The 21,418-nt window shown below is 51.6% G+C and carries 17 protein-coding genes; 9 read left to right on the top strand and 8 right to left on the bottom strand.

Annotation, left to right across the window (positions count from 1 at the left end; translation table 11 throughout):
- The first annotated feature begins 289 nt into the window (after positions 1-289).
- The 6 genes from CA13_RS19050 (at position 290) to CA13_RS19025 (ending at position 8,806) form a co-directional block, all read left to right on the top strand.
- Complete coding sequence (locus CA13_RS19050) at positions 290-1,255, top strand: sensor domain-containing diguanylate cyclase (protein ID WP_419194565.1); 966 nt, start codon at positions 290-292, stop codon at positions 1,253-1,255.
- A gap of 490 nt (positions 1,256-1,745) precedes the next feature.
- The gene (locus CA13_RS19045; protein ID WP_146399286.1) at positions 1,746-2,183 is read left to right on the top strand and encodes an EF-hand domain-containing protein; all 438 of its coding nucleotides are present in this window, start codon (positions 1,746-1,748) and stop codon (positions 2,181-2,183) included.
- Between the two features lie 51 nt (positions 2,184-2,234).
- On the top strand, positions 2,235-4,826 hold the full coding sequence (locus tag CA13_RS19040) for a PSD1 and planctomycete cytochrome C domain-containing protein (protein ID WP_146399284.1): 2,592 nt from the start codon (positions 2,235-2,237) through the stop codon (positions 4,824-4,826).
- A 58-nt stretch (positions 4,827-4,884) separates the two neighbouring features.
- Positions 4,885-6,249, top strand: coding sequence for a DUF1501 domain-containing protein (locus tag CA13_RS19035; protein WP_146399282.1), 1,365 nt, complete (start codon positions 4,885-4,887; stop codon positions 6,247-6,249).
- Positions 6,250-6,574: 325 nt separating this feature from the next.
- Positions 6,575-7,957, top strand: coding sequence for a Gfo/Idh/MocA family protein (locus tag CA13_RS19030; protein WP_146399280.1), 1,383 nt, complete (start codon positions 6,575-6,577; stop codon positions 7,955-7,957).
- 96 nt (positions 7,958-8,053) lie between these two features.
- A complete protein-coding gene (locus tag CA13_RS19025) occupies positions 8,054-8,806 on the top strand; it encodes a 3-keto-disaccharide hydrolase (protein ID WP_146399278.1) in 753 nt (250 codons plus the stop codon).
- Between the two features lie 460 nt (positions 8,807-9,266).
- On the opposite strand, the gene CA13_RS19020 is transcribed toward CA13_RS19025, so the two are convergent.
- Genes CA13_RS19020 through CA13_RS19005 form a run of 4 tightly spaced genes read right to left on the bottom strand, consistent with a single transcriptional unit; the run spans position 9,267 to position 12,928 of the window.
- Complete coding sequence (locus CA13_RS19020) at positions 9,267-9,653, bottom strand: DNA polymerase ligase N-terminal domain-containing protein (RefSeq protein WP_146399276.1); 387 nt, start codon at positions 9,651-9,653, stop codon at positions 9,267-9,269.
- A gap of 13 nt (positions 9,654-9,666) precedes the next feature.
- Complete coding sequence (locus CA13_RS19015) at positions 9,667-12,063, bottom strand: tetratricopeptide repeat protein (protein WP_146399274.1); 2,397 nt, start codon at positions 12,061-12,063, stop codon at positions 9,667-9,669.
- Entirely contained in the window at positions 12,060-12,509 is a 450-nt protein-coding gene (locus CA13_RS19010) for an ExbD/TolR family protein (RefSeq protein WP_146399272.1), read from the bottom strand. Before CA13_RS19010 ends, CA13_RS19015 begins: the two co-directional genes overlap by 4 nt.
- Positions 12,509-12,928: an ExbD/TolR family protein gene (locus CA13_RS19005; RefSeq protein ID WP_146399270.1), complete on the bottom strand. Its 420-nt coding sequence runs from the start codon at positions 12,926-12,928 to the stop codon at positions 12,509-12,511. The genes CA13_RS19010 and CA13_RS19005 overlap by 1 nt, the downstream gene beginning before the upstream one ends.
- A 48-nt stretch (positions 12,929-12,976) precedes the next feature.
- On the opposite strand from CA13_RS19005, the gene CA13_RS19000 reads away from it, so the two are divergent.
- Positions 12,977-13,555 (top strand): class I SAM-dependent methyltransferase, encoded by a 579-nt coding sequence (locus CA13_RS19000; protein ID WP_146399268.1) that lies wholly within the window; start codon positions 12,977-12,979, stop codon positions 13,553-13,555.
- Position 13,556: 1 nt separating this feature from the next.
- Here the strand turns inward: CA13_RS19000 and CA13_RS18995 are convergent, their stop codons facing one another.
- Genes CA13_RS18995 through CA13_RS18985 form a run of 3 tightly spaced genes read right to left on the bottom strand, consistent with a single transcriptional unit; the run spans position 13,557 to position 18,354 of the window.
- A complete protein-coding gene (locus CA13_RS18995; protein WP_146399266.1) occupies positions 13,557-15,095 on the bottom strand; it encodes a SpoVR family protein in 1,539 nt (512 codons plus the stop codon).
- Complete coding sequence (locus CA13_RS18990) at positions 15,088-16,362, bottom strand: YeaH/YhbH family protein (RefSeq protein ID WP_146399264.1); 1,275 nt, start codon at positions 16,360-16,362, stop codon at positions 15,088-15,090. The genes CA13_RS18995 and CA13_RS18990 overlap by 8 nt, the downstream gene beginning before the upstream one ends.
- A gap of 45 nt (positions 16,363-16,407) precedes the next feature.
- Positions 16,408-18,354, bottom strand: a complete 1,947-nt coding sequence (locus tag CA13_RS18985; RefSeq protein ID WP_146399262.1) for a PrkA family serine protein kinase — start codon at positions 18,352-18,354, stop codon at positions 16,408-16,410.
- A gap of 267 nt (positions 18,355-18,621) precedes the next feature.
- On the opposite strand from CA13_RS18985, the gene CA13_RS18980 reads away from it, so the two are divergent.
- A complete protein-coding gene (locus tag CA13_RS18980; protein WP_146399260.1) occupies positions 18,622-19,701 on the top strand; it encodes a sigma-54 interaction domain-containing protein in 1,080 nt (359 codons plus the stop codon).
- Positions 19,702-19,742: 41 nt separating this feature from the next.
- On the opposite strand, the gene CA13_RS18975 is transcribed toward CA13_RS18980, so the two are convergent.
- On the bottom strand, positions 19,743-20,624 hold the full coding sequence (locus CA13_RS18975) for a carbon-nitrogen hydrolase (protein WP_419194564.1): 882 nt from the start codon (positions 20,622-20,624) through the stop codon (positions 19,743-19,745).
- A gap of 35 nt (positions 20,625-20,659) precedes the next feature.
- Here CA13_RS18975 and bioD point away from each other — a divergent pair, with 35 nt between their 5' ends.
- Positions 20,660-21,367 (top strand): dethiobiotin synthase, encoded by a 708-nt coding sequence (bioD, locus tag CA13_RS18970; protein ID WP_146399256.1) that lies wholly within the window; start codon positions 20,660-20,662, stop codon positions 21,365-21,367.
- Positions 21,368-21,418 lie beyond the last annotated feature (51 nt).

Here is a 21,418-nt window from a genome sequence, read left to right as displayed (position 1 = left end):
GAGCTCAAGGCAATCATCTAATCAAAGGTTGCCTATCAGTCGGCATCAACGATTCATTGCTACAGCAGGTCCGATTCGTGCTGTGCAGTCGCGTTTTTCGATTTTCGGCAAGCAGTACTATCTTTCCGTGTTGAATGCATAATTCCGAACAAAACAGTATTTGGTGAGTCTAACGGGGGGCGCCGGCAAAGAACGTATGCTAGTTTTCCAGTGGGGCGTGTTAGAGACAAAATCTGGGTTCTCTTTCGTGACACCTCATCACGCAATAGTAGATTTGGAAGGACATGTTTTGAACACGCTCGATCGCTTTCATGGATTTACCAACTTCGACGCAGCATCCAAAAAGGCACTGCGTTACCTCCACGAAAACTATGGTTTCGCACTTTGGATGGTGACACGAACCGAAGGGGATGATTGGATTGTCCTACAAGTCGAGGATCATGGCTATGAAGTCAAATCCGGCGATGTCTTTCGCTGGGCCGATTCCTTTTGCTCGCAGATGGTATTGGGCAATGGCCCTTGCATTGCTCCCGATTCACAAGTGATTCCTGCCTACGCAAACGCATTGATTGGGACACAAGTTTCCATCGCTGCTTACGTTGGGCTACCGCTGACGCGTCCTGACGGCAGCCTGTTTGGAACGTTGTGTGCAATTGACCCGAGTGTTCAACCGGACAACATCGTAAACGCGCTGCCGCAGTTCGAGTTGATTGCTCAGCTTTTGACGACGATCCTAGAACTTGAAATCCATTCCGAAAACGAAGTACGGCGTGCCGAGCGTGCCGAAGCAATCGCCGAATCGGACCCCTTAACTGGACTATTCAATCGTCGTGGCTGGGATCGACTACTCAAGGCCGAAGAATCGCGATGCAGGCGTCTGGGACATCCCGCATCGATCATTTCCATTGACCTCGATGAGCTCAAACAGATTAACGACTGTTATGGACACGGCAAGGGCGACGAGCTACTAGTGAAAGCCGCTGAGCTAATTCGATCCAACTCTCGTGAGTACGACACCGCTGCCCGCTTGGGCGGTGACGAATTTTCCATTCTAGTGATTCACGACCAAGACCAAGAAGCTCTATCTCTATCCGATCGACTCAGAGAGAGCTTTACCTTGGAGGGACTGAATGCGTCAATCGGAGTAGGACGACGCAAACCAAACGGCTCGCTGCAAGAGGCATGGCAATGCTCCGATGCATCGATGTACGAACAAAAGCGGAGTCGCAAGAAGCAATCCCAGCAGATCAGCTAAGGCGAATCCACACTATTCTTCCGAATCCTGCGATCAACGCGACGTGATGAATCGTCAAACTACCAACGATAACCTTACCGCTTTGGTGTAAGGTGTCGGCGTGTAAGAACCAGATTTTCAAGCTGGAATCACCGCTAGAGCATTGCCATCATTGACGTGGGATCATCGTAGCCAGGACCTGTCCTGGCGGCGCAATGCAGGACAACTCCGGGTCGACATCAAACAAAAAATGCAATGGATGCATTGGCACCGATTGTTTGGCCCAACTCATTGTTTGGCGCAACTCATTGTTTGGCCCAACTCATTGTTTGGCCCAACTCATTGTGCTTAAAAAGATCACCCAATAGGGTGCCATCGCGTCGCGGCAAACATAGTCGAACTCGCATATTTTTGCGGGATAAGCTCGACCGCACCGAAACCTACACAGAATGGTATTGTTTAAAGAAATGCCTCCAAGTGAGCTTCTTTTCTTCTGCGTAGGATTTTTGCCATGAGACCGTTTGCCTCGTCTTTCACTATTGCCTGCTCAATCTTAGTCGCCAGTGTATGCCAAGCTCAGGCTCCCATTGGCCCTGGCGGGCAGCGGAAACCCCATGCGAATGGACAACTTCGCATGGAGGGAATAAAACGACCAGCAAACTTTGTCCCAGAGCGAGATCCGGCAAAGATGGTCGCCCGATTAATGAAGGAATTCGACCAGGACGGCGATAAAAAACTGGACTCAAGTGAACTGATGGCACTGTTGAAGGCAATGCGTGAGCGACGTTCTGGACCGATGGCGCCGGGGGCAAAAGAAGGTCCATTGGCACGAAAGTTCGGAAGGGATACCCAACAAACGCCAGCCACAAATCGACAAGCTCGTCCGTTTGGAAAAGACGACGCCGCTAACCCGGGCGGTGACGTTCCGAGACGTCCCTCCGCTGAGTAAACCTGATCCGCTTACGCCCAGCTGCTACTTCTTATCACTCGAAATCTTATCATGGCATTTTACCGAACCACAGCAATTTTGCTGCTGTTGTGTGCTGCACTTCCGTGCCGAGCCGATCAACTCACAGCTGACGAATTGAGGTTTTTTGAAACGAAGATTCGGCCTGTCCTGATCCGCGAATGCTATGGGTGCCACTCCAACGAAGCGGGAAATGTTCGTGGTGGGCTTCGTCTGGACACAAAAGAACTAATGCTTATCGGTGGCAGTGCCGGGCCTGCGGTCGTTCCGGGGGACGTGGAACAGAGCTGGCTCTACAACGCCATCACGCACCAAGACTTCGTGATGCCACCCAAACGGAAACTTTCACCGACGGTGATTGACGATTTTCGACAATGGATTGAAATGGGCGCGCCTGATCCCCGCGCAAGCAACATCGTTGAGATTCGCTCGACCATCTCGGAAGCGGACGTCCAACAAGCGCGAGAAACTTTCTGGGCCTACAAAAAGCCTGTGGATCAAACCCCACCCGATGTCAAAGACATCCATTGGCCACGAACCGATATCGATCGGTTTGTCCTCGCCAAACTTGAACAAGCAGACCTACAACCCACTGCGGACGCAGAAGAATACAAAGTTCTGCGCCGGATCTGTTTTGATCTTATTGGATTGCCACCAACTCCAGAGCAAATCACGTTCTTCACTGAGAAGTGGGAAAACGATCCCGATCAAGCCGTATCCTACGTCGTTGATAAGCTGCTAGAGAAGAAGCAGTTTGGTGAACGCTGGGGACGCCACTGGTTGGACGTCGTGCGCTTCGCCGAATCAACAGGCCGAGAAGTCAACATGACGTATCCACATGCATGGCGGTATCGCGATTACGTGATTGACTCGTTCAACGATGACAAGCCATTTGATCAGTTCGTACAGCAGCAAATCGCCGGCGACCTGCTACCCGCAAAGACAGACGAAAAGTGGGCCGAGAATTTGGTTGCGACCACTTTCTTGGCGATTGGCCCGAAGAACATTAACGAACAAAATCGGGTGCAGTTTGCTGCCGACTTGGTCGACGAACAGATTGATGCAACCACACGAGTTTTTCTCGGAACGTCGGTGGCATGTGCTCGCTGCCACGATCACAAATTTGATGCCATTCCGCAAACCGATTATTACGCGATGGCTGGCATCTTTAGAAACATGACAACCTACTTCGGGAATCCACCTTCCGACTTTGGCAATTTTAGTGCAGCTCAAGCGAAACAGAACAGCAGTCTGATGATTCTGCCGATTGACGATCCCAATCCATACGACAAACACTACACCAAGCTGGAATTACAGAGCTTGCGTGACGAGATCACCGAGAAAATGGGGGAAGTGAAGCAGCTGCGCCGCGCCAATATGGGCGACGGTAACGCGGCCAATGCTCAGCGAAATCGAATTCGGCTTAACAACGAACTCGCCACATTGTCAAACAAGTTAGCGGTCGTGGACAAAAACGGTATTCCACGAAGTTACTGCATGGGAGTGCAGGAACGACGTTCACCAACGAATGCCAAGTTGCTTTTGCGAGGCGAGATCGATCAAGCGGCGCAAGTCGTCGAGCGTGGCTTTCCACAAGTTCTCTGTTCCGTCCTGCCGACGATTGATAACCAATCGAGCGGTCGCCTCGAACTGGCGAGCTGGATTGCCAGCGAACAAAACCCATTAGCTGCCCGCGTCATGGTCAACCGCATTTGGCAATACATGATCGGCCAAGGCATCGTCACATCAACCGAGAATTTCGGGACCACAGGCCAACCACCTAGCCACGAGGAATTGCTCGATCATTTAGCTCGTCGGTTCGTCCAATCGGGGTGGTCAATCAAGTCGGTTGTTCGCGACATCGCAACGTCTCGCGTTTATCGAATGAGCACGACTTTCGATAGCCAATCTCACCAATACGACCCCGACAACGCACTTCTTTGGCGTGCAAATCCACGACGATTAGACGCCGAGGCGATTCGCGATGCAATGCTTAGCATCAGTGGCGAGATCAATTCCGATCGGCCACGCGGCTCGGAGGTTGCGCAAGCGGGTTACACACGAGTCCAAGGCGGTGTACTGGGGAATCCACGCGATATTGCTAGAAGAGCGTTTGGGACAGTAGCGAGAAATTCGAGGAGCACTCGTGGAATGCAGCGTGGCCGAATGGACCGGTCTCTGCAAGATGTTGCTCGCGCGGTAACGGGACAACTGGACCAGGAAAACTCCAAGTTCCGAAGCATCTACCTACCGATTGTTCGCGACGAAGAACCTCGTTCGCTGGATGTCTTTGACTTTGCGGATTCCAGTGCAATTATCGGCACTCGAGAATCGTCCAATACTGCAAACCAAGCGCTTTACATGATGAATAATCGATTCGTAATCCAGCAAAGCAATGTGTTTGCAGATCGTGTTCTCCAACAACAAACGACTCCGACCAAACAGCTCGAATTTGCTTTCCTACTAGCCTACGGGCGTCCGCCGACGTCTGGTGAACGTTCCGCAGCTACTGCGTTTATCCGGCAATTTGCTCCGACGACAAGTTACCGCTCACGTGGCCAAAAAACCATGAGTGCATTTTGCCAAAGTTTATTCGCATCTGCCGAGTTTCGGTACATCGATTGATTTCTAGTCACTGCTACTGCTCTTTTGCGAATTGAGCAAATCCAAATTGGAAAACGCCATGTTATCTCGACGTCAAATCCTTCAACGTGCATCCGCCGGTTTTGGCTATCTCGCGTTCGCGGGACTATACGGCACACAGGCGGCAGAACAGTCCGCCACCAACAATCCGCTTGCGTCTAAGTCACCACACTTTTCGGCGCGCGCTAAGCGAGTGATTTTTCTGTGCATGCAAGGTGGACCGTCGCACGTGGATACGTTTGACTACAAACCCCAGCTCGCCAAGGATCATGGTAAAGGTGGCAAGTATGGCGGGTCGCTGCTGAAATCTCCTTGGAAGTTTCGCCAGCGAGGTGACAGCGGATTGTGGATTTCGGATTTGTTTCCTAGCGTGGCTGAGCACGCGGATGATCTTACTCTGATTCGTTCGATGCAGTGCGATCAGCCGGTTCACCCCGGTGCAATGACTCAAATGCACACAGGCACCGCTCAATTTATTCGCCCTTCGCTTGGCGCTTGGACGCTGTATGGTTTGGGAACGGAGAACGACAGCCTGCCCGGATTCGTCTCGCTCAATCCCCCCTCGGGCAGCTCTCGTAATTACGGTAGTTCGTTCTTGCCGGCGATTTATAGTGGCTCCAAAGTTGGACGTGCATCCCGCTTTGCGCGTGGCGGTCGTGGCGAGAGCGTCCCGGATATTAAAAATCCCGTGCTTTCGGAAAAGCAACAACGAATTCAACTCGACTTGATCCAGCAGTTCAATCGTGAAAAACTCGGTCGCGAGAGTTATCAACCAGGTATCGAGGGTGTGATTGAGTCCTACGAGTTGGCCTTCCGTATGCAAGATGCAATGCCGCAGTTGATGGATACTTCAAATGAGAGTCAAGCGACCTTAGAAATGTATGGAGCCACGGGTGGTTCCACGGAGAGTTTTGGCAAACAATGTTTGCTCGCGCGACGCTTCGTTGAGGCGGGAGTGCGATTTGTTGAAGTCACGCATGGTAACTGGGATCAGCACGCCAATCTTTCGGTCGACCACAAAGTCCGTGCCGAGGCTTGTGACAAACCGATCGCCGGATTGCTTCAAGACCTGAAGCAGCGAGATATGCTAAGGGATACGCTCGTAATTTGGGGAGGCGAATTTGGACGCACTCCAGCAGCCCAGGGGAGCGATGGTCGGAATCACAATAACAAGGGCTACACAACCTGGATGGCCGGAGGGGGCGTGAAAGGTGGCTTCAGTTACGGCGCGACCGATGAACATGGATACGAGGCGATCGAAAACAAATGCCACATCCATGACTGGCATGCCACGATCCTGCATTTGCTTGGTCTGGATCACGAGCAATTAACCTATCGGTATGCTGGACGCGACTTCCGCTTGACCGACGTGCATGGCAAAGTTGCCAAAGAGATCATCGCTTAAACGATGGTCTGTGCTAAGGGAGAGATTGCGGGGATGACAGCCACCCCGATGTAAGTCCAAGTTTCGGATCGGAATGCTACTGCGGTTCTTGTAAGCCAAATAGTGGCTCGCGATTCATCGAGAATATTGAAGGATCCTTTGCGCGGTAGCACATCGCATTCTCCTTTTGATTTCATGCCCAATCGGTATCGGTCGCGTGCCAAAAACCGGGGCCAAAAACCGGGGCCAAAAACCGAGTAGCAGCTTGACAAGAGCCACTATTGAAGACTAGGGTGAACAGGCCTACCCAAGTGCCTATTATCCCTCCCATTTTGGATCCTATCCAATGACACAATCGCGGCTTTCCCGACGTCAATCTTTGCAGCTTGCTTCAGCAACGATTGCTGCACCTTACTTCGTTCGCCCTTCTGTATTGGGCGCCGCCGACACGCCTGCCCCAAGTGATCGCGTAAAGGTTGGACTGATTGGCTTAGGTGCAAGATGCCGTGATATCGCTCGGTCCGCACTCAGGATTCCTGAAATCCAAATCACGGCGGTGAGTGACTGCTTTAAACCGCGAATTGATGACATGATTGCCAAGGAAGGAAAAGGGCAAAAATGGACAGGCTATGAAGACTTTCGCGAGATGATCGAGAAAGAGAAGCTTGACGCGGTGATGGTCGAAACCACGACGCATGCCCGAGCGTGGGTGGCGTGTCATGCAATGTCGATGGGTGTCGACGCTTATATCGAGAAACCAATGTCACTGACAATCTCCGAAGGGCGACACATGGTCAACATCGCTCGTAAATACAATTGTGTGACTCAGGTTGGAACGCAGCAGCGATCAATCCCTCTGAACAACTGGGCGAGCGACCTAGTACAAAACGGAGCGATTGGCAAAATCAAAACAGTGCTGGCGCCTAACTTTGTTGGCCCTGTGATCTGGACACCCCAAGCGGCACAGCCAATGCCAAAAGGTGGCAGCGACAATTGGTGGGATATTTGGACGAATCAAGCAGAAATGCGAGGCTACCATGCCAACTTGCAATACGGATGGAATCGTTGGCGAGATTATGATAGTGGCGGTCGTTGCTTTGGCGTGACCGGATGGGGAACACATAGCTATGACCAAATTCAACGCGGACTTGGTACCAGCGAAACTGGACCAGAGGAAATTGTATTGGACGAACCAGTCCGCGACGAAAATTGCGGCAAGTTCGATCCTCGCAAGGCGACCGATGACGAAACGGGAGCCCAGTACTACCATATGGCCCGCAACGTGATTGGCCCTCGTGCCAAAGTTACGATGCGTTACGCCTCCGGCACTCAGCTCAATTTGCACCTCGACGGTGATAGAGGACCGGGACTTGGGTGCATCTTTATCGGGGAAAATGGCAAAATTGAAATCAATCGTGACAAAGTTGCTGCGAATCCGAAAACGCTCGTTACGGGCCCGGAAAATCCTGGCAAATTGAAGGTCGGTGAGAACGAACCCCATATTCAAAACTGGGTCGATTGCATCAAGTCACGCCAGCGGTGCAATGCCGATATTGAATATGGACAACGCAGTTCTTCACTATGCTATTTGGTGAACATCGCAAGAGAAGTCGGTCGTGTTGGCGAGACGCTCAAATGGGATCCAGCCATGGAGCGATTTACCAACTGTGACGAGGCCAATATCCTCCTTTCTCGTCCCCGACGTGATGGATACGAACTTCCTTCGTAAACGTCTTCCATTCATCGCGTTAGGCAACTCGCTATGTTCGCCTAGCACGTTCAATCTGTATCCGGCTGTTTGCTTACCAAGAGTTGATCTCAAAATATGTTTGCTCAAAGAGTGCTTTTAAGTTTCGCGTTGATGTGCATTGTCAACGCAGCACCGGTAACGCGAAATTCGTTTGCGGATGATAACGTGGGCCAACCAGAAGCAGGCTTCGTTTCGATGTTCAACGGCAAGGACTTGATGGGCTGGAAAGGACAAGAAGGAGTTTGGCGAGTCGAGGACGATACAATCACAGGAGAGAGCGTAGCGGGACCAAATGGTTCCATCACGCAATACCTCTATTACGAGGATAGCAAACCGGCTGACTTCATCATGCGGTTTGAGATCAAACTGAGGAACAACAACTCAGGAGTGCAGTTCCGTAGTGAGACACGTCCGAATTTTGATACCAATGGCTACCAAGCGGATTTTGATGAAACCAACGAGTGGACCGGTTGCTTGTTCCAACATGGCCGTGGCGCTGTCGTCACACGAGGCGCGCGAGCGGTAACTTCGGAGAATGGAGATCGTCAGGAAGAACGTTTTGCAACGATGCCGTCACTATTGTCAGCGATAAAAACAGGCGAGTTTAACGACTACGAAATCGAAGCTCGTGGCAGCAAAATCAAATTGCGGCTCAATGGAACCTTGATGTGCGAAGTGGACGATCGTGATGCAAAATGGGCTCGGCGAGATGGCATCATCGCCCTGCAAATTCATCAAGGCGATCCAATGAAAGTGCAGTTTCGGAACCTACGGATGAAGGTGATTTCCGAAGACCCCGTGATCACTCGCGACGCAGACGCGAAATAGTACTGTTTCGGAGACTAGCCCAACGGCATCACTTTGCCGATCGCCCTTTTCCCAGGCTTCAACCGACGGTCAATGTGCTCAAAAAAACGCTTGGGTCGCATCAAATAAAATGAGCACGCTCAATCGACTTGGGGTTGCTAATGAAAAACCTGCTGCGAAATGCAACAGGTGATGCAAACGGCATCACACCAAATGAGACACTCGTGGCCGACGGATCGGCGTATGGAATGATTAAAAAGTCAATGCGGGTGGCGTGCTTCGCCTCGCGCGCGCGCCCCCCGCACCGACGGAATTGCCACTTTTCATCGCCAATTCTGCACAAAACAGACTGTCCTGGGGAAAGGTCAGCCGCTTCGATGCGGAACCGGCAAAGTCGCAAATAGACCGATTCGGCGTTCAAGCCGTTCGATCCGATTCGATATAAATGCATCTCTTGGGCCAATTCCGATAGAGACGATCGCTATTCCGCTTTGCCGTAATGCCACTCTAAATGATCGCGATCAATTTCAAACATTCCGGTGTGCTCAGTCCCCGATGAATCTTGCCAAGTTAATGTGGCGACAAACGGGGTGTCAATTTCGCCGTGCCGAGTGTAGGTTCCCGCAATCACGCGTCTCACGTCGCCACGATCGTTACCGATGTCTCCCTCGAAATTGAGATATTCGATACGGTGGTCAGCGAGCGGTTTTGCGACAATCGTCCAATCGCGGTCAAATCGCTCCAACGTTTCGGTCGCCCATGTCAGTAACACGCCATGGTCTTCGAACATCCAATCGAAATGGACTCGCTGCGTTCGCTGGTGCAAGATACCCGGCGAGTGTTTCAGGATCGCAAATCGTTGTTGCATTGTTCGCTTCCCTCTAGTCGTTGGACGTGGTTGAACCAGCGAAACGTCGGTAGCGGTCGGCCAAGGATTTGTCTTGGGGTGGCTTGGTCAATAGGATGTACTTCGCTCGCCGCCTGGCTTGATCCGGTTCGCCAATTCCGTTCAATAGCGAGATCGCCTGCAATTTTGCTTCGTGCCAACCGGGATCACCGACAGGCAACCCCACAGCAAGTCGATCCCATAGCTTGATCGCTTCGTTTCGAGCTTGCTGGTCGTCCATTTCCCCGAGCATTGTTGCTGCCTCGGAAATGGTGCCACCTTGATCAGCGGCGTTTACGATTGCAGTGTTGACCGCCTGAATCGCAGCGTCGGATTCACCGGCCCAAACCAACAATTTTGCTTTATCAAGCTTGTCGATATCTCGAACGGACCAATTCAAAATCGTTTCAGCGATTCGCTTTCGGGACGCCGCATTTTGTTCTCCGTCACGCATCAATCGCCACACAACCGCATCGCTGAGCTCATTCGGCGGTGCATCAATGGGAATGGCAAAATCGTCATGTCGCCGATATCGCAAAAATGCATTTTCGAAATCGGAGTTGGAGGTTTTATCAGACTCCTGTTCCTTGGCTAAGTCACCCTTATCGAAATAGTAGAGGGAAAATTTGCGATAGTGTGCGTTGATTAATTCGACCTCGCGAAGTTTCGCGAACGCTCCACCCAATTGGTTCATGATTTCGCGAAAAGACACCTCATCGCTCGCATTCCGTAGCGATTGTTTCCAAAGATCCATTGTCGCATCTATATCGCCAGCATCCGCGTCACGATCAAGAATTCGCGTCGCGATTTCAGCAGCATCAACGATTTGGTTCTTGCCCGACAACAGCTTCACCAGCCATTTGCCGGCCTTCAGGGATTCGTTACTCTCGGGCCAGCGGTTGATTGTCTCGTTAAGCAGACGAATCAATTCCGATTCGCTGGCTCCCGCTTCTGCAAACAACATTGCCGATTGCAAGTGCGACGCTGAGGCGCCAACGGCCTGCGAGTGTTTTTGAGCAATGCCTAGCAGAATACTGGCCGCATCCGCCGAATTTCCTGCGGACAAAAACGCTGCTGCCGACTCAATCGACAAAGCCACCGCTTGGTCACCGTCCATTTCGGCGATGGCTGCTTGTGCCAACATTTTGGCGGCCCTCTGTGTGTCGCCTTCGCGTAGATATTGTCGTCCTTGGGCCGCGACAATCGATGCACTATCATTGGTAGACGATTTTCCTGTTGCGCGAAGCATTCCGATCATCACCACTTCTCCACGGCGACGTCCGTATGCTCCATGCCGCGATTGAATCTGATCGATCCACTCCGTGATTTTTGCTTGGTTAGGTTGCGATTCGGAAAGCAGGCTTTCAAGATATGCTAAATCCATCTCTAGCAAAGGCGGCACGGCTTTCCTATTCGATTCGTAGAACTGACCAAGCCGCCTTTTCGCTTCCTTGATCTGCCCGTCTCGCAAATCAATTCGCACTCGAATTGCTTCTAGACGTAGGTCCTTGAGGGACAATGATTCCTTCGCCACGCGTTCCCATTCACGACGTGCTCGATCAAAATCGTCACTCCGCTCGATCCCAATCAGACGCAATCGTTCGATTTCGCTACGCGCTTGACATTCGCTCGGCAATAAAGACAAAGCTTCGTCGGCGGCACTTTCGGCAGCAACTGCTGCGGCCAAGCGATCACGACTGGCGACCGGAAACAACTCGGTACTCATCAACTTGTTACTGACTCGATTGACCAGCACTTGTTGGGCAAGTCGCTGAAGATCCCCAACCAAACCATCCGAGCGATCTCGGGTCGCAACCGACAGCAAAACGGTTCGGGCCGTTTTCGTTTCTTTGTAAAGTGAATCGAGTTCGCTTGCAATGCGAGTCAGACGCCGCAAAACGCGTTGCGAGCGGACGTCATCCGAGGGATTGACCAACACCGCCAACAAATCGTGCTCGGCAGCAGCAGCATCAACATCGAGCAATGCCGACCGAAGAAACAGCGTGCGAGAATGATCGGGGTAAGCCGAAAGCAAATCGAGAATGGGACGCTTGATTGTCTCGATTTGGTCGTCGTCAAAATCTTCGATCGTCCGTCGTTTCGCAGTCTCGATCTCTGCTTGACGAACGATCCACACGGCGTGCTCGTCACTCAGTGGTGAAGCGGTTCCAAGGCCAGTTTCCGCAATCGCACTGGCAACGTCCAATTCACCACGGCGGATTAATTCAGCAACCAAATCGGCATCACGGTCGTTCGTTGTCCGCTGAACAGGGCTTGTCCGCTGAACAGGGCTTGACCGCTGAACAGGGCTCGGATCACGAGCAGCAGCGATCTGCGATTGAAAAGTGAAAAGGAGAACAGCAATGAAGTTTAACGGTGACGGAACAGTCATGATTCAGCCTTTGCGGCAAACAGCACGCGATCCGCACCAGCGGCTCTTGCGATGTCGTAGACTTTGACCGTTTCGGCCATGGTTATGCTTGGATCAGGATCGACGATCACAGGAGGCTGAACGCCAAGTTCGAGAATTTCCCGAAGCCGTTCCTGCAATTCTGAGATATCCGCAATCGGTTGACCATTGAACTCAATCGCAACCGCGTCGCCACGAGAGATCAAGCGAATGACAATTTCGTCAAAAATCTCGATCGGCGGTGTGTCGGTCGACTCCGTCTTGGTGCCAGACGACGGTGGCTCAGCAATGGCACTGGGCAAATCAAATTCGGGCAACTCAAAGCTACTGGTCCAAACAAAAAAGACAAGCAGCAAAAAGACGACATCGATCATCGGCGTCATTTTCACTTCAAGGGAACCTTGTCGGTGCGGAATCGGTACTCGCATTATCGTTCCCCCTCGCGTACCGCGATGGTGATGTCGCTAATGCCAGCGATAGCGGATTCGCGGAGTATCGGTTCAATGAACTGATAAGGCACGGTACCGTCGGTTCGAAGCCGTACCGAGGCGTTATTGCCGGATTCATTTCGATAGTTAACCAGGATACTTTTCCATTGCGATTGATCAACGATATCACCACCGACTCGCCACCGCGTTTCCGCATCGACGGTGATCGTCAGCGACGTTCGTTCAGGATTATCAGGCAAAAAAGTTGTCGCCACTGGCAGCTCGACCGGCAACCGGTTTTCTTGTCGAGCCAGATGACTAGAGACGAGAAAAAAAATAATCAATAAGAAAACAACATCGATCATCGGCGTCATATTGGCACCGACTTCGCTACGACCGCTAGCTTGAGGAACTTTCATATCGCTATCGTAGCTGACGACGGGGTAACTTTTCGATACCCTTTAGCCATGAAAGAGACATTCACCTTCCTGAGAAATTTCCTTCGCCATCCCACCCAAGTTGGCGCGATCGCCCCGAGTAGTCCCGGTTTGGTCAAAGCAATGGTCGACGGATTCGATTGGCAATCGGCGCGAAATATCGTCGAATTTGGACCGGGAACTGGTGTTTTCACCGAAGCGGTTCTTGATCGGATGCACGCTGACGCGAAATTCTTCGCTATCGAACGTTCAGCGGAATTGGTCGAAGCGACGCGTGCTCGGTGCCCCAATGCGATCGTGTACGAGGATAGCGTCACCAACGTGGCCGAGCTTTGCCAGCGTGAGTCGATGGATGGAGTCGACTCGGTAATTTGCGGTTTGCCGTGGGCATCTTTCTCGCAGGGACTACAAGATGAAATCATGGACGCGATGCTCGACGTTTTGCAGCCCGGTGCCAGGTTCTCGACGTTTGCGTATTGGCAAGGATTGGCTTTACCAGCAGGTCGGCGGTTCGCAACTCGACTTGACCAAACATTTTCGAGCGTACAACGAAGTCATACGGTTTGGCGGAATTTGCCGCCTGCATTTATATACCGGTGTGTTTGCTAGTTCACGGCATCGGAACCGTATCGAAGTCGTCAAACGTTACGCCGGTTTCTTCGTCGGTTTCAAACATACGGACTCGGTAGCCCCAAAGATTAGCGACATGACGCATCGTGCGAAGGCGTTGTTCCTTTTCAAGAAACTTACCATCACGCACACGATGGTTCAGCACCAAACGGCGGTTCCCTTTCAAATCAGCATCCAGCACCTCAATGTGCGGCTCCTGTTTTGACAAATCGTACTGACTCGCTAAGTGTCGCCGGAGTTCATGGTAGCCCGATTCATCATGAATAGCATCGACCGTCATCACCGCCGAAGAAGCACGACTCGAAACCAGAAACAGCCGCATCTCTCGCATCAGATGTGGACTGAGAAATTGAAGCACAAAACTTTCGTCACGGTATTCCGCCCAAGCCGTTCGAAGTGTCGCAATCGCATCCCCGGATCCAGCAATCTCGGGAAACCAATCATGATCTTCTTTTGTAGGCGACTCGCAAATTCGTTGAATGTCCCTCATCATCGCAAACCCCAGTGCGTAAGGATTCATTCCGCTAAAGCCACGCGAATCATAGCTAGGCTGGGAAACGACCGCGGAGTGCATATGCAAAAATTCCAGCATCGCCCCTTCGTCAATTTGACCTCGTTCATACAACCGATTCATGATCTCGTAATGAATGAACGTCGCACATCCTTCATTCATCATTTTAGTTTGTCGCTGTGGATAAAAGTACTGGGCCAAGCGACGCACGATTTCTAAAACTTCACGCTGCCAATCTTTCAATTTGGGTGCGTGCGCGGCAAGGAATGCTAACAAGTTATCTTGAGGCAATTCCAAAGCGGTTCGCTCAAGCTCGATATCATTCTCTTCATCCTTTGCGGCTTGATGACGGCTTTCTGGGGCGGTCGGCAAGGTGCGGTACAAGTCATTGTAGGTAGCTTCAAGATGTTCACGACGCGCTTTGACCTTTTCTTGTTTGGCGGACGCCGATTGACGCTTCGGCGCATAGCGATCAACCCCTTGAGGCATCAACGCGTGTGCGGCATCGAGCAAGCTTTCGACCGCCTCGAAACCATATCGTTCTTCACATTCCGCCAGATAATTTTTTGCATACGTCAATTCATCGAGCACACGATCGGCACGCGTCCATTGCCGAAACAGATGGTTATTCTTGAAGAAATGGTTGTGACCGAATGCGGCATGAGCAATTACTAGCGTCTGCATCGTTGCCGTATTTTCTTCCATGATGTACGAAACACATGGATCCGAATTGATCACCAACTCATACGCTAGCGATTGGGCACCCTTGCGATACAGTAGCTCTTCACGAACGAATCGTTTCCCAAAAGACCAATGGCGATACATCAGCGGCATACCGATCGCAGCATAGGCGTCGAGCATCTGTTCGGACGTGATCACTTCCAATTGGTTGCGGTAAACGTCGAGCTCAAGTTCCTCGACCGCGATTTCTTCGACGGCATCGTGAACATGCCTGAGCAAGTCGAAATCCCATTCCGAGCCAGTGTAGAGAAGTGATCGGTTAGCCATGCGAACGAACCCCGTCGCTTGCGAACAAATCGTGGAACACCGAGAAAATCTCCGATGCCTCGATCACTTCTGCTCTGGAAAAATTTTTGTGCCGCTGAATCACCGACGTGTAGCCTTCCCACAACACACTGCCTCCTGGGAAGATATCGTCGCCCACTTCGATATAGGCATAGTATTGGCAAAGCGGCAGGATCTCTTGCTCTAGCAACTGCAGTGTAAGCGGCATGTCATAGTCAAAGTTATGACCGTCCGATGCTTGTGCGGCATAGATATTCCAATCCTCTACCGGATAACGTGCCTTGATCACGTTGACCATTTCTTCCAGGGCCGACGAGACGATCGTACCGCCCGAATCACGCCCATGGAAAAAGGTATCTTCGTCGACTTCGGCAGCCGTATAGGTATGTCGAATGAAGACCATTTCGACGGCACGATAGTGACGCTTCAAGAAAAGATGCAGCAGCATATAGAAACGTTTTGCCAAATCCTTTAAGTCCTCGGTCATCGACGCGGACGTATCCATCAAGCAAAACATTACCGCTTGCGTTGTTGGTCGAGGTATTTGCTCAAAGCGACTGTATCGCAAATCGACCGTATCCAGAAATGGAACTCGTTGCATTCGAACTCGCATCGACGACAGAAGGTCGCGAATACGATCCGCTTCAGCTTCGTTGCCACATTGAATCGCCTCCTCAAGTTCGCTCTGAAGTCTTTCGCATTCTGACTTCGAAGGTCGACCAAGAGCGATACGACGTGACAGACTTCGCCGCATTGTTTGTTTCAAATTCATCCGCTGGGGCGCACCATCCTTCGAATAGCCAGCGCGAACACGAGCGGGTGAGACCATCGATTTGAGCTTCTTTTTGGCTAGATTTGGAAGTTCAAGGTCCTCGAAGAAGTAATTCAAAAACTCATCGCTGCTTAGAACAAAGGCAAAGTCGTCTTCGCTGTCACCATCCGGGCTGCCACCCGATCCGCTACCGCCATCGGATTTCGGTTTGGGAATTTTGTCTCCCAGACGATACTCACGGTTTCCGGGCAGAACGAATTCGCGGTCCCCTTTTTGACCATCATGATGAAAGGTTGGCTCTTGTAAGTCCTTACTATCGATCGAAATCTCTTGGCCTCCTTCCAAATCTGCAATGTCACGCCCACGAATTGATTGCTTGACTGCTTCACGAATGTGCCAATTCATCCGGCGCAGGAACCGTTGCCGGTTCCCCAGACTTTTGGATTTCGGATTTTTTCGACGATCAATGACGTGCATGATGAAAGAGTGCCGAGTGAGAAGTGAAGTTCGAAAAGTAGGGGATTAGCCAGACTTGCTGACGCGCATGTACCAATCGACAAGCCGACGAACTTGACGTTGTGTGTAGCCTCGACCGGTCATTCGTTCGACAAACTCGTTATGCTTCTGCTCTGCATCGCTGTCCTTCTTGGCGCCGAAGCTGATCACCGGCAAGAGCTCTTCGATTTGGCTGAACATTCGCTTTTCAATCACATCACGGATCTTTTCGTAAGACGTCCAACTGGGGTTGTGCCCATCGTTCTTCGCACGGGCACGGAGAGCGAACTTGACGACCTCGTACCGGAAGTCCTTCGTGTTGGCAATTCCTGCTGGGTGCTCGATCTTTTCGAGTTCCCCGTTCAATACGTCGCGGTCCATCAATTGCCCGGTGTCGGGATCTTTGAAATCTTGGTCATCGATCCATGCGTCCGCGTACGAGATATAGCGGTCGAATAGATTTTGCCCATAGCTGTGGTACGATTCCAAATAGGCTTTGCGAATTTCGTTGCCAATAAAATCGGCATAGCGACTCGCTAGTTCTTCTTTGACGAATTCCATGTATCGCTGCTCTGTCTCTTCGGGCAACTGTTCACGACGGATCGATTGCTCAAGCACGTACATTAGATGCACTGGATCCGCTGCGACCTCGTCGGTATCGAAGTTATAGGTTTCCGAGAGGATCTTATACGCAAAGCGTGTCGAGACACCTTCCATTCCCTCGCTGACACCCGCCGCGTCGTGATACTCTTGAGCGGTGCGAGCTTGTGGATCGGTGTCTTTGAGTGATTCGCCGTCGTAGACTCGCATCTTCGCATAAAGCGACGAATTTTCATGTTCGCGCAAACGCGTCAAGACCGAGAAGCGAGCCATCATTTCGAGTGTGTCGGGGGCGCAAGACGCTTGGCCAAGTTTGCTGTTTTGAATCAATTTGTCATAGATCATTTTCTCTTCGGTCACTCGCAAACAATAAGGGACCTTCACGACACAAATACGGTCCAAGAACGCTTCGTTGTTGCGGTTTGACTTAAAACTTTCCCATTCCGATTCGTTCGAATGAGCAACGATAATACCTTGATAGGGCATGGCACCGACGTTCTCAGTGCCCACGTAAGTACCGTCTTGGGTTGCCGTTAACAGGGGGTGTAACATTTTCAACGGCGCTTTGAACATTTCGACAAATTCAAGCAATCCTTGCGTTGTCCGGTTCAGTCCGCCGGTGTAGGAATAGGCGTCGGCGTCATCTTGTCCGAAGTGTTCGAGCTTTCGAATATCAACCTTGCCTACCAATGACGAAATATCTTGGTTGTTTTCGTCACCCGGTTCGGTTTTGGCCACACAGATCCGTCGCTGTTCGGATGGCATGATGCGCACGACCGAGAACTTTGAAATATCGCCGCCGTATTCATCGAGCCTTTTCACCGCCCAAGGTGACATGTAGCCGGGAAGTCGCCGAATGGGGATCTTGTATTGTTCTTCGAGCAGCGTGCCCATCGTCGCCCGATCGAATAGCCCAAGAGGGCTTTCTAGGATTGGGCTAATCTCGTCACCGGCGCACAATACATAGACGGGCTCTTGTTCCATCAGCCCCTTGAGTCGTTCGGAGAGGGAACTTTTTCCGCCACCAACCGGCCCCAACAAATATAGAATTTGCTTGCGTTCCTCTAAGCCTTGCGCAGCGTGACGAAAATAACCGACAATCCGCTCGATCGTTTCTTCGAGGCCGAAGAAATTCTCAAATGAATCGTACGTCTTGATCGTCCGATTCATAAATATCCTTCCCAACCGCGAATCCTTGGACGTATCAACCAAGGTCGGCTCACCAATGGCGGCGACCATCCGCTCCGCAGCTGACGCGTAGAGAGTGGGATCCTTCCCGGCAGCCTCAAGGAACTCTTTTAGCGAAAGCTTGACTTGCTTGCTTTTCTCGTACGTCTCACTGTAGAGACTCAAGATGTCTTTTGTATTTGTCATGATTCGCAGAATTGTGACTAAAGAATATGGTCGCAGAAACAGTACTCACATTATAAGAACACGCTTCGAGCGCCCCCAAATATTTTGGCCTCGCAGAGGACATCCAAGTCGAGCGTAAGTCTAAAGAGCAAAACACTTTGAAGAAAACGAAGAAATGTCGATTTCGTCTTCGGGTGGGTACCCGAACGGGTCGGGAAAGACTATTTTCATTGCTCTTAGGTTCACGACACAAACGATGGATTGAAAAGCAAGCAAACTGTCCTCCCTATGGCGATTCTTGGTACATCTTCGAACAGTCTCGGCTCTCATGGGCCCGGCGAACCTCCGATAGCGGGGATCATTGGCAATTCGCCAGCGATGCAGGAGGTGTACCGGATCACGCGACGTGTTGCAGGTAGCAATGCGTCCGTTTTGATTTTGGGCGAAACCGGCGTCGGCAAAGAATTGATCGCCAGTGCAGTGCATCGATTAAGCCATCGAAGTGGTGGCCCGTTCGTCCGAGTTAACTGTGGCGCGTTGAGTGAAAGTCTGCTCGAAAGTGAATTGTTTGGTCACGTTCGCGGTGCGTTCACCGGAGCGGTCGCCAACCGTGCCGGTCGGTTCGAAGCGGCACAAGGAGGCACGATTTTTCTTGACGAAATCAACAGCACGACGTTAACCCTTCAAGTCAAACTGTTGCGAGTGCTTCAAGAAAAAGAATTCGAACGAGTCGGTGACACCGCAACGCTGAACACCGATGTGCGAATCATCGCGGCGAGCAACCGTGACTTGATGAACGAGGTTCGCGAGGAACGCTTTCGCGAAGACCTTTATTGGCGGCTCAACGTGGTACCGATTGAAATTCCGCCGCTTCGTCGACGTCGCGAAGACATCCCCGCACTCGTTTCGTTTTTCTTAGAACACTACAACGAAGTGAACGATCGCTATGTGGTTCATATCGCTCCGGGAACGCTCGAAGCGTTGCAGGACTATCATTGGCCCGGTAACGTCCGCGAACTGCAAAATTATATCGAACGCTCTGTCGTGATGGCCGAGACAGACGAACTAACGCCAAGCCTACTGCCTCAGTGCGTCACAAACAGCGAAATCCCCGCTGGCGACGAAAAACCAACGGGCGATATTCATTCACTAACTCGCGAAGTGGTCCTTCAAGGACTAGGCGAAGCGAATCTCGAAGAAGGGGGTGTGCACGGTCGAGTGGTCGACCGCGTCGAAAAAGAACTCATTGCGCAAGTCTTATCCGTATGCGGTGGAGTGCAAACCAAAGCTGCGGCAATGCTTGGAATCAACCGCAACACGTTGCATAAGAAGATCAAAGACTACGGGCTAGATGAATCGGATAACTAAACAATATCACCATTCGCAGCGCAACAGGCGGCAATGATTGGTTACCGCATCGTCGGCGGGTCATCATTCCATCGCTTAAGAATTCCATCATACGCATCGATCCGGCGGTCTCGCAGGAACGGCCAATGCGTTCGGACGACATCGATGTCATCTAAGCAACAATCCGCCAGCAGAATTCCCTCGGATTGATCTCCTTCGGCGACGACTTCGCCACGCGGGGACACGATGATACTCGACCCCCAAAATTCCAATCGCCCTTCAACTCCGACGCGATTGGGCGCACCGAGCCAAATTCCGTTGGCGATCGAATGGGCGCGCATCGTCGTTTGCCATGCATCTCGTTGACCATGACCGAACTCCTCTTTCTCTTCGTCGATCCATCCTATTGCCGTCGGATATAACAAGATTTCCGCTCCCGCGAGAGCGAATAATCGCGCGGCTTCCGGATACCACTGGTCCCAACAAATACCAACACCAAGTTTGGCGAATTTGGTTTGGATTGTACGAAAACCGAGATCGCCCGGAGTGAAGTAGAATTTTTCGTAAAACAGCGGGTCGTCCGGAATGTGCATTTTTCGGTAAACGCCCGCTATACTGCCGTCGGCGTCCATCACCACGACCGTGTTATGGTACAAACCGGGGGCTCGTCGTTCGAACATCGGGACGACGATGACGACACCTAACTCGGCAGCCAACTTGGCCATCGCTTCGGTCGACTCGCCCGGAATCGCCTCGGCGAGATCGAACATCCGATGATCTTCGCTTTGGCAAGGGTACGGCCCGTTGAACAATTCTTGCAGACAGATAATTTGGGCGTCTTGAGCGGCCGCATCACGAATCCATTTTGAAGCATTCTCGATCATCGCGGATTTCGTACCCAGATCCTTCATCTGTACAAGTCCAAGTTTGACGCTGCGTGCCACGATAGCAATTTCCTAAAAGAGAAAACGAAACACTAATGAATCAATCCGAAACTCAATCGGCAAGTCATCAACAAGCCCGCCGATTATTCATTTCGGGAACCGACACCGATGTGGGAAAAACCTTCGTCGGTTGCCTGCTTGCTGAACACTTTCGATATTCTGGCAAGCAAGTTGGCGTCTACAAGCCGGTTGCGAGTGATTGCCGCACTGAAGGTGACGAAATTATCGCCGAAGACGCTCAGAGTCTCTGGATTGCGGCAGGAAAACCGCGAACGCTCAAAGAAGTATGTCCACAGAAATTTTTCGCTCCCGTCGCGCCTCCACAGGCAGCTCGGGCTGAGAACAAGACCGTCGACCAAACACAATTGGTGCGAGGGATCGACTGTTGGAACGACCAATCGGACGTCCTGATCGTCGAAGGTGCCGGAGGACTCTTTAGCCCATTGGCCGACGGATTTCTTAACGCCGACCTCGTCAAACAGCTCGGTCCGATCGATGTGTTGATCATCGCGGCGAACCGCTTGGGAACGATCCACCAGACGCTGGCAACCTGCATCGCTGCCAAATCGATCGGAATCACGCCGATCGGAATCGTGCTAAGCGACGTCACCAAATCGCTGGATCAATCAACCGAAGAAAACGAATCCGAAATCGCTAAATACTCGGATGTCCCGGTATTAGGCCGAGTGGGCTACGATGAAACTCATGATCAGGTTGCCGAGTGGGCCAGTCGGCTGTTGTAGTCTGCTAAGAACACCGCCCACTTTTAGCGATTCGTCAGGCCCCAGACTTCG

The sequence above is a fragment of the Novipirellula herctigrandis genome (assembly GCA_007859835.1).
Lineage (GTDB): Bacteria > Planctomycetota > Planctomycetia > Pirellulales > Pirellulaceae > Novipirellula_A > Novipirellula_A herctigrandis.
This window is presented reverse-complemented; position numbering and strand designations above follow the sequence as displayed.

Excerpts from the sequence above, each read along its gene's own strand:
- CA13_RS18990 (WP_146399264.1), bottom strand. The coding sequence starts at position 16,362 with ATGCACGTCATTGATCGTCGAAAAAATCCGAAATCCAAAAGTCTGGGG.
- CA13_RS19025 (WP_146399278.1), top strand. The coding sequence starts at position 8,054 with ATGTTTGCTCAAAGAGTGCTTTTAAGTTTCGCGTTGATGTGCATTGTC.
- CA13_RS19045 (WP_146399286.1), top strand. The coding sequence starts at position 1,746 with ATGAGACCGTTTGCCTCGTCTTTCACTATTGCCTGCTCAATCTTAGTC.
- CA13_RS18995 (WP_146399266.1), bottom strand. The coding sequence starts at position 15,095 with ATGGCTAACCGATCACTTCTCTACACTGGCTCGGAATGGGATTTCGAC.
- bioD (WP_146399256.1), top strand. The coding sequence starts at position 20,660 with ATGAATCAATCCGAAACTCAATCGGCAAGTCATCAACAAGCCCGCCGA.
- CA13_RS19020 (WP_146399276.1), bottom strand. The coding sequence starts at position 9,653 with ATGCAACAACGATTTGCGATCCTGAAACACTCGCCGGGTATCTTGCAC.
- CA13_RS19035 (WP_146399282.1), top strand. The coding sequence starts at position 4,885 with ATGTTATCTCGACGTCAAATCCTTCAACGTGCATCCGCCGGTTTTGGC.
- CA13_RS19000 (WP_146399268.1), top strand. The coding sequence starts at position 12,977 with ATGAAAGAGACATTCACCTTCCTGAGAAATTTCCTTCGCCATCCCACC.
- CA13_RS19015 (WP_146399274.1), bottom strand. The coding sequence starts at position 12,063 with ATGACTGTTCCGTCACCGTTAAACTTCATTGCTGTTCTCCTTTTCACT.
- CA13_RS18985 (WP_146399262.1), bottom strand. The coding sequence starts at position 18,354 with ATGACAAATACAAAAGACATCTTGAGTCTCTACAGTGAGACGTACGAG.
- CA13_RS18980 (WP_146399260.1), top strand. The coding sequence starts at position 18,622 with ATGGCGATTCTTGGTACATCTTCGAACAGTCTCGGCTCTCATGGGCCC.
- CA13_RS19010 (WP_146399272.1), bottom strand. The coding sequence starts at position 12,509 with ATGCGAGTACCGATTCCGCACCGACAAGGTTCCCTTGAAGTGAAAATG.
- CA13_RS19005 (WP_146399270.1), bottom strand. The coding sequence starts at position 12,928 with ATGAAAGTTCCTCAAGCTAGCGGTCGTAGCGAAGTCGGTGCCAATATG.
- CA13_RS19030 (WP_146399280.1), top strand. The coding sequence starts at position 6,575 with ATGACACAATCGCGGCTTTCCCGACGTCAATCTTTGCAGCTTGCTTCA.
- CA13_RS19040 (WP_146399284.1), top strand. The coding sequence starts at position 2,235 with ATGGCATTTTACCGAACCACAGCAATTTTGCTGCTGTTGTGTGCTGCA.